General features: G+C 55.8%; 6 protein-coding genes and 2 pseudogenes. 3 read left to right on the top strand and 5 right to left on the bottom strand.

The genetic code is table 11. The features are described from left to right. The first annotated feature begins 4 nt into the window (after positions 1–4). A complete protein-coding gene (locus tag EN804_RS28315; RefSeq protein ID WP_063169348.1) occupies positions 5–1,690 on the top strand; it encodes a GMC family oxidoreductase N-terminal domain-containing protein in 1,686 nt (561 codons plus the stop codon). Positions 1,691–1,771: 81 nt separating this feature from the next. Here EN804_RS28315 and EN804_RS38200 read toward each other — a convergent pair. After that, a pseudogene (locus tag EN804_RS38200) lies at positions 1,772–1,915 on the bottom strand (transposase); the annotation flags it as partial. 456 nt (positions 1,916–2,371) lie between these two features. Here EN804_RS38200 and EN804_RS28310 point away from each other — a divergent pair. Next, complete coding sequence (locus EN804_RS28310; RefSeq protein WP_063170383.1) at positions 2,372–3,301, top strand: 2-oxoglutarate and iron-dependent oxygenase domain-containing protein; 930 nt, start codon at positions 2,372–2,374, stop codon at positions 3,299–3,301. 476 nt (positions 3,302–3,777) lie between these two features. Beyond that, on the top strand, positions 3,778–4,218 hold the full coding sequence (locus tag EN804_RS28305) for a GNAT family N-acetyltransferase (RefSeq protein ID WP_189524580.1): 441 nt from the start codon (positions 3,778–3,780) through the stop codon (positions 4,216–4,218). Between the two features lie 142 nt (positions 4,219–4,360). On the opposite strand, the pseudogene EN804_RS28300 reads toward EN804_RS28305, so the two are convergent. From EN804_RS28300 to panD, 4 genes and pseudogenes are all read right to left on the bottom strand, one after another. After that, positions 4,361–4,591: pseudogene (locus tag EN804_RS28300) on the bottom strand (IS3 family transposase); the annotation flags it as partial. 117 nt (positions 4,592–4,708) lie between these two features. Then, positions 4,709–5,878 (bottom strand): Xaa-Pro peptidase family protein, encoded by a 1,170-nt coding sequence (locus tag EN804_RS28295; RefSeq protein WP_063169356.1) that lies wholly within the window; start codon positions 5,876–5,878, stop codon positions 4,709–4,711. An 81-nt stretch (positions 5,879–5,959) separates the two neighbouring features. After that, positions 5,960–7,228 carry an acetyl-CoA carboxylase biotin carboxylase subunit family protein gene (locus tag EN804_RS28290; RefSeq protein ID WP_082826583.1) on the bottom strand — a complete coding sequence of 423 codons (1,269 nt, stop codon included), beginning with the start codon at positions 7,226–7,228 and terminating at the stop codon, positions 5,960–5,962. Between the two features lie 314 nt (positions 7,229–7,542). Then, positions 7,543–7,986 (bottom strand): aspartate 1-decarboxylase, encoded by a 444-nt coding sequence (gene panD / locus EN804_RS28285; protein WP_063169354.1) that lies wholly within the window; start codon positions 7,984–7,986, stop codon positions 7,543–7,545. Positions 7,987–8,680 lie beyond the last annotated feature (694 nt).

The raw sequence follows: 8,680 nt of genomic DNA, 5'->3' as shown, positions 1-8,680 counted from the left end.
TTGCGTGGTTTTCGATTATATCGTCGTGGGTGGTGGCTCCTCTGGATGCGTGATGGCGAGCAGGCTCTCCGCCTATGGCGCTCGCGTGCTGCTCATTGAAGCTGGCCCTGATACGCCGCCGAATGCCATTCCTGACGACATCCAGGATGGCGACCCAACGCGTGCTTACCTTAATCCCGGTTATCGATGGCAGTCACTCCACGCGACAACGGTGCGAGGTGGCCGCAAGCCTGTCCATTACGAACAGGCGCGCGTCATGGGTGGCGGCTCCAGCATCAATGCCCAAGTCGCCAACCGCGGCGGGCCCGGAGATTACGATGAGTGGGCCTCAAGCGGTGCAACGGGCTGGGGTTGGGAAGACGTGCTGCCCTACTTCCGTCGTCTAGAATGCGATTTGGATTTCGGCGGGGAATTTCATGGCACGAACGGCCCCTTGCCAATCAAACGTGTGCGCCAATCAGACTGGTCGGGCTTCATCCGGGCAATCTCCGATGCTTACGATGCTTTGGGGCTTCATTTCAGGCCAGACTTCAATGGTGCATTCGGTGATGGCTATTCAGTTGTCCCATTGACCAACCGCAATGGTCATCGGGTCTCCTCCGCGATGGCGTACTTACCCGAAACCGTCCGCTCTCGCCGCAATCTAACGATTTTATCCGAAACGACAGTTGCGCGGCTGACCTTTTTGGGAACAACGGTAACGGGGGTCGAGACGGAGAACAAATCGGGCGTGCAATCGTATAGCGCTTCTTGCGTTATCCTGTGCGCAGGAGCACTCCATTCACCCGCCATATTGATGCGCTCCGGGATCGGCCCCGCGAAGGAATTAGTACAATTCGGAATCCCTATCGTTGCAGATTTGAAAGGTGTGGGCCAGAATCTTCAGGAACACCCCACGATTTGCGTTTCGGCCTATTTGAAGCCGGCCGATCGCTTGTCACCCGGCGTGAGCGAATATATTCAGATGCACGCCCGCTACTCGTCGGGTTACGAAGGCTGCCCGTCGACCGATATGGCAATATCGACTGTTGCCAAATCATCCTGGCACCCGCTGGGGAGGCGCCTCGGCACTCTCGCCGTGTGGGTCAATCGCAGCTACTCGACGGGAACTGTGGCGCTCAAGGGTAGTTCGCATAAAATAGAGCCGGAGGTCGATTTCAACTGGTTGAGCGACAAGCGGGACGCCGAGCGCCTCAAGCAGGGCTTTCGCTTCATAGTCCGCCTGCTGCAGCAAGATTCGCTGTCCTCTGTGGCGCTGGACCCGTTTCCGTCAGCGTTGAATGCGCGAGCGAAGCTGGTGAGCAAGGTCACAAGCACAAACTATGCACTCACGTCATTTCTGGCGCTGCTCATGGACGCGTCGCCGCGGCTGCGCCGTGGGCTGATTAGGCGCGTCATAACGGATGGGGATAGCATTTCCGATCTCGTCAACGACGAGAAACATCTGGATCGGTATATTCGCCAGAACGTCATCCCAAGTTGGCATCCGACGTCGACCTGCAGGATGGGGGCAGCCGCGGATCCTGGCGCTGTGACCGATCCGTCGGGACGCGTTCATGGTATTTTGGGTTTGAGGATCGCCGACGCTTCCGTCATGCCATTTTGCCCTCGGGCGAACACAAACATTCCGACGATTATGGTGGCTGAGAAATTGGCCGACACAACCTTGAGAGACGGCAGACGGAGCTAAATCGCTGCCTGCTTTGCTGCTCGGCTAGTCGTCTCGTCGAGACGGCGGATAACGTCGACAAGCGCTTCCTCAGCTCATGTGCTCCTTGGTGCCGCCAGGCAGAACGCCGAACCCGATGTAGATGGCTTTTTTGCGAACGAAGTCTTCGTCCCTGAGCTTGACCGCTCGACCCGGATAGCGTCGAAAAAGACTATGGGATAGGAAAATTTCGAGCGGTCGGTTTCTGCCATTCGGCCATCGTCCGGGACGGCGTGTGTGATGGACGAGCTCAGGTAGCTGGCGATACCTCGCGTCATAGAGCTCTTCGAGATGGCCGATCCTGCCATGAAACCCGGAGGTCGGCGCTGGTCTGGATTGAGCCTGGAAGTCATAAAGCAATTCAGAATTGTAAATCGCTCTTAGTATCTTGGCCGTGATAATGTTAAACTAACCGCGACGGATGTAACAATATATACAACTATATTAACATACAAATCGTTGTTATCTTCACCAGGAAGCGCTAGAGATCAATTGCTAAGACGGAATCACCGCCCAGCCATCGGCTTAGCCTTAGAATGGGACATCATGTCGACTTTCGTTATTATTGGAAGAGACGGCGCGTTGCCCACATCCAAGGAACTGTCGACTTTGAGAGCCGCGGCAAACACTAATCAACTTAAGCGCCCAAAAAGGGGATTGACTATGACCACGCTGCCGAAAATTTCACTTTCGAAATTGAGAGACGATGCAACGCGACGTGACGAGCGCCAGCGCCTGCAAATGGCATGCCAGGAATACGGGTTCTTCTACCTTGTCGAGCACGGCATCCCCGGGGAACAGATCGCGCAAGCCATTGAGGCTTCCCGGCGATTCTTCGCATTGCCACAGTCGGTTAAGGAACGCTACGGGCACGCCTTTCAGGACGTGTACCCCACTGCCGCCCGTGGATACAGTCCTTTACACGGCGAAATGCTACATCCTGAGGCCGGCTTCGATCCAAAGGAGGTATTCGACCTCGGAATTGAGAACGAAGGCGACCGGCGTCCGTTCTCCGGCCGCACGCGCCTTCCGGATGAAGCCTTGGCTCCTGGCTTCGCAAGAAACCTGCTTGCTTTGCAGGCTACCGTGCTCGCCGGGATTGTCCCCCAGATCGGGGATGCGCTGGCGGACCTGATAGGTATGGAAGAGGCATGGTTCCAACGCCATTTCAGCACGCCGACGCTTGGGCAACGCGTGATACGGTATCCAGCTCGCGGCGGCACTTGCGCAAAGCACACGGATCATGGCTTCTTCACGCTGCTGCTGCAAGAGGAACTCCCCCTGCGTTCCTTGCAGGTGTGGTTCCGCGGTCGATGGATGCCGGTGCCGAGCCTGCCCGATAGTCTCGTAGTCAATCTGGGCGACCTCCTTCAGGTCTTGAGCGACGGCCGCTTCAAGAGTACGCCCCACCAGGTCGTGCATAGTGGTCCGACTGATCGAATTTCGCTGCCCTTCTTTATTTATCCCGAGATCGACGCTCGCCTGACTTCGCGACAAGGGCAGCAAGTTAGTGTTGTAGAAATGATGCTGCGCAACGTTGAGTCAATATGGGTGACTGGGAATGGCGCCGGACGCGCGCGCGAACTGCAATGATTGTCTGCTTTTCTAAAGCATGCGCAATTATGGCGCCGACGCGGTGCAGATCTCCGTGGTAAGCTGGAAGAACTCTCGCATCCGCTAGATTGTCCCGCCGTCGCGCGTGTAGCGCGGCGGTCGGAAGCCCGCTTCGGGATGAATGCACCTATGGTGTCAGATTGTTTGCATCGTGTGGTCGCAGGGAAAGATCGCACTAGATCTGCACCGCTGTCGCAAACGTGCTGCGGGAAAACCTGAGGGAACTTGATCCCATGATAACGCTCGCCCAACTCGCGCTTGACGTATCGCGAACCGAGCTCCCGGGAACCAGTTCCAGCGCGACCACGACGCCGTCACAGGCGGAAAGATCTTATAACACCCGGCGGTCGCGTGCTGCACGTCTTGCGGGCCGGTGGCAGTTATCGCAAGCCGTCAACCTTTCAGGCCGAACACCTCGCGCCCTGGAGCCCATTCTCAGCCGGAGCCCGCCCCTCATGGAGATTCGTCTCGCAGGCACTGCCGACCGCGATGCATGGCGGTCCCTTTGGTACGCATATTGCGCCGACCAAGGTCTCAATTCATCAGAACAGGCGACAGATAGGATCTGGCGGCGCATCGAGCGCCCAGACGAACCGATTAACGCGCTGATCGCGGTCTCAGCAACTGGCGTTACCATAGGTTTTGCTACCTTTGTCATTCACCCGTATACTCTTAGCGATCGTCCGGTCTGTTTTCTCGCAGATCTCTATGTCGACGAGTCTTCGCGGCGCCAGGGGATTGGCCAAGCCATGCTCACGAATCTGGCCTCCTACGGTCGCGACCAAGGCTGGCTGAGAATCTATTGGAATACGGACAGATCAAATTATCATGCGCGGGCGCTCTATGACAAGATCGGTAAATTGAGTCCATACCTTACCTACTACTTTGACCTGTAGACTTGCTCTGAGGTCGTAACGAAAGCGCATTGACCTGCCCCAGTCTTTTAAACAGTGGCGAGTAGACTAGAGGTGCAGCCATTTATGTTGCGCACATGGGCTTGCAGCGGAATGTATTTTCGGCGCGATGATCCATTGATCAGGCAAGGACCGTGTTCGAGGTAAACTCCGTGCGGTGGTCTGCGACGATCATGCCGGGCTTGCCGCGCTGGGCGATCAGGTCGTCAGTTCGCGAGCAACGCGGCGACCAGAGATCTGTGTCCGGAATCGCGTAAGGCATTCGCGCGTCACGTCGTCGACGAGTTGATCGGCCGCAGGAGAACTGGTCGTACAGCGACCAGCGTGCGTTCGGCTTCGCCTCGACACGGATCGGCCCCGCATGCCGACCGCCGCTCGCCGTCCGCACTTCAACAAGGTAGGCGACATCTCGTCGACCGGCAAGATCTATTCCGGACGTCCGCGCTGTCGTTATGACAAGCCATATTCTAATTTAGATCTCAAAAATCTTCCGGGGAGCAGTGGTCAGTACCTCGACGCCGGAGTCTGTGACACGGAACGTTTCGCTGATGACGTATCCAAAATCCTCCTCGATCCAATTACCTAACATCAGGTGAAAGGTCATGTTTGGTAGCAACTCTGTCATATCGCCATCCTTAAGGCTTGCGGTCGGCTCCAACCAACCAATGCCGTGTGCATAGCCGCAACGCGTCTCCTTTTTGAGGCCCCGCTTCTCGATGCTGCGATTGAAGGCGTTGGCAACATCGCTGCAAGTCGCTCCTGGCCGTATCGCATCAAGAGCGACCTCAAGGCCGGCGACTTGGATCTCATGCACGCGACGTAGACGATCGGAGGGTGAGCCGATCGTGTAAGTGCGCATAAGCCCAGCACAGTAACCATATCGCGCACCGCCGATTTCGAGATTCACCTGCGATCCATAGCGAAAAACGTCCTCGCTCCACGGAATGTGGCACGTTCCCGTTCGCGGTGATGAACACAAACTTATTCCCTCGATCCCGCTTCCTGGCTTACCGTTTGCGCCGCGCACCAACGTTGCCACAATTTCCGCGCACGCGTCTGCTTCACGCACCCCGGGGCGTATTACCTCAGCAGCGCGTCGAATCGCGGCGTCTGAGATTGCCGCCGCCTCCCGCATTACAGCTATCTCGAGATCTGACTTGATGAGCCTTTTCCAAGTGACCGCCTTAGTAGCATCGACGATCGTGGCACCAGGCAGGCGCATCCTAAACTTTTTCGCCGATTGCGATGGAAGGCAGCATAGCTCGATTCCTATGCCGCGACTCGCGAGGCCGACGTCCTCCAAGTAATCGACTACCGCGTCATAGCCATCCTTGTCAGGATTTCCAATATACGCTTCGGGGTATGCGACGATTTTGTCGCGCTCCATAAAACATTGATGAATGGCTGCCGGCGCATCACAGCGGCGCAGAATGAACGTCGGTTCCTCTTCTCGTATCGAAACCACAACGGCCTGAGGAACATAGGCTGATAGCGCGGTGTACCCCGTGAGATAGGTAATGTTATGTTGGTCGGAAACGACGAGCGCGTCGATATCGCACCGACCCATTTCGAACTTCACCGAGCCGAGCCGGCGAAGGTATTCACTTCTAGGGAATGCCTGGGGTCCCTTGGATATATTCATAAGTTTGAACTCCAGCTATGCTTTTGACAACAAGGCGAGCTATTGCGGGTAAGAGTTCTTATGCTGGCGACGGATCACCTCTCAGTTGGGGGGGAGTCGTGGGGCTGCAGATCGCTCCTGTTCGCCCGACGGCGGTGTGATAGACCAAGCGATTAAGTCGACAGCTCGTTGGAGTATCGCTTCGGTCTGAGCAAGGCTGGGTGAAACGGCGACGACATGTCCTATCCAGTCTCGAAAATCGCCTTTCCTGAAGATCGGCGCGTTGGGTTCAACATACAATTTGATTTCAGCGACACCTGGTACCGCGATCGCCTGACTGCCGCCATCGATCCAATCGAGGGTGCCGTCGCAATCAGCAACTAGGAACCGCGCGGCTGCGGTCTGCAAATGCCTTCTGCGCAAATCCCATTCCTCGCCGACGACAAGCTTGATGTGCTCGGTGACCAGATCGACACCGCTCGCCAGTTGGACCAGTTCAGGCTCAAGCGCACCAGCAAGACGCGGATTCACTTCGATTACAACCGGGCCATGATTAGTCAACCGGAGCTCGATGTTCGTTGGCCCCCAATTAAGGCCAAGAGCTTGCAAGCACCTCAGCGAAACATCAACGATACGGTCATGATCGTCTTCCGCAAGCGGGGCCGGGAAGGTCGTTTCACGGAAGACGAAATGCGGTGGGGGGCCGAAATCAACGGCGACAATCCCAATAACCTCATTGCCCATTATCTCCACGCTATAAAAAGGGCCGCGCGCGAATTCCTCAACCAATATCCTCGGCGAAGACGGCCAGATGTGCTTCCCACCCAACAGATAGGTCGTGTGGTCAGCTAACTCATCGGCGTTGCGGCACAATCGGACACCGATGCTACCGCTGCCGATTGCCGGCTTAACAATTACGGGAAAGCCGATCTCCGCGACAGCGCTTTCTACTTCTGCCACATTCAGCGCCATGCGATAAGCGGGTATCGGAACTCCGGCTTCCGCAAGTAGCTGGCGCTGAGAGAATTTGTCACAGCATCGTTCAATCAATTCGGGGTTGGGTCCCGGTAAGTCGAAATGCCGACATAGTTTGCCAACGGTTGCATAGACCGACTCGTCGATGCCCGAGAAGCCCGTGATACCAGCGATGTCATTGGTCTCACGCAGCCTGGAACATTCGCGAATCAAGGTATCAAGATTGGTTGTATCGACACGGATTGCCTCGCTTCTTTCCGCCGCAAGATACTCGTACTGTGTTGGATCAACTGATAGTGTAATTGGATGAAAGCCAAGACGCCGGGCCGCGTGGATGTATCGTATTCCATTACCTCTTGCATGGCCTTCAACCAGGATGAGAGCTTTCCTTGACATTGGCTGTTCTCCACTCTGCGTTTTTGTCGATAGGTCGTTTTGCCATCGTGGACCTCAGACTTAAAGACAACGATCCAAGGCCAAACATTCCGTGAAATTGGTCGCCCTCTACCCGCAGCCGCTGGCTGAAGCTGAAGTTGCCTTTGGCGCAGCAAAATCGTCTTCCCAGATCTGGGCAGAACCGATTGGGCTTGATGGCAACTGACCGAATAGTGGCCGAGTGGGATAATGCACTGTATCGCGTACCAGAGTACTGGGGACGAGTACGCCCTTGACCGGGACCCGGCGCCACGAGCTGTCACCGAAAGGCCCTACTAGGGAGTGAGTTTTAGCGCGTTATCGCCGGGAGAGCCCTCGCGAATCGAGAACGTTATCCTTCCATCGTCGTCTATTGCACCCTCGTAGAACATGTGGTCGCAGATAGAATTATCCCGGTGGAAAGTCAGCACTCGCGGCTTGATCTCCACCATCTGATGCTCCTCGATGTATGCGGAGGAGCAAACGATTATTTCGTCCCCGACCTGACAGGTGCGAGCAGCGGCTCCGTTCAGCACGCAGCAACGAGAACCCCGCTCTCCATAAATCACGTAAGTGCTGATTCGAGCGCCCGATGATTTATTCCAGATTTCAACGAATTCCATTGGAAGGATGCCGGCTTCGTCGCAGTGATCTGGATCCAAAGTTATTGAGCCCCGGTAGTTCAAATTCGCGTCGGTCACAGTTATTCCATGAAGCTTGGCGGCAACAAATTTTCTCATCTACATTTCCTCTCGGCGGTGGGACACTGCGTCGACAAGCGATTGCTGTGTCTTGGTTTCAGGATGGATGGATGGACGTTCTGCGATTTGTCGTATTGTGGTTCTTAGGACAAAATTGATTACTCTGGCGTGGCCAGCACGAGACAGTCAGGCGAAGGCTGGTTGTGGTGGGCGGAGGCATTGCCGGCCGGCTGTCCCCCATTGGTAATGCCATCCGATACAGTTCCGACATGTTCCGTTCCTTTAATTAGTTGTGATTTCAGGTGACTGTGCCAATCGGCCCGTTCAACTGGATCGCACACAAAGTTGCAAACCTCGTGCCAAACTGGCTAATCAGGCCGGAAACAGAAATGCGTGATCTCTTTCAGCTATTTAGGTGAGCAGACCACGGATCGGATCAAGAAGGCACGTCGCGGACGCGACAAAATGTTGAGTGTAGGACGGGTTGAGGTGGCGCCCTTCTGCTGGTGGTCGTGCGGCCGATCTGGGCATCGTTGACTTCTGGCGGCGGGGATGTCGAGGACGCTCGGGTATTGGCTGTTCGGATCTTAGACGCGTGCAGCCTCATGCCTCGAATGCGGCCGTTTTACTTGTCCCAGTCGAGGCCTGCCTAAATGTTTGATCTCAGGTTTTGATGGGGCATCCTTATCTTCCGAATCAAAGGATGCACTATGGGCCAGGTTCTTCATGGGAG

Origin of the sequence: Mesorhizobium sp. M8A.F.Ca.ET.161.01.1.1 (assembly GCF_004792105.1) — a bacterium.
Lineage (GTDB): Bacteria > Pseudomonadota > Alphaproteobacteria > Rhizobiales > Rhizobiaceae > Mesorhizobium.
The sequence above is the reverse complement of the archived record's forward strand: the minus strand, read 5'-3'. Positions and strand labels throughout refer to the sequence as shown.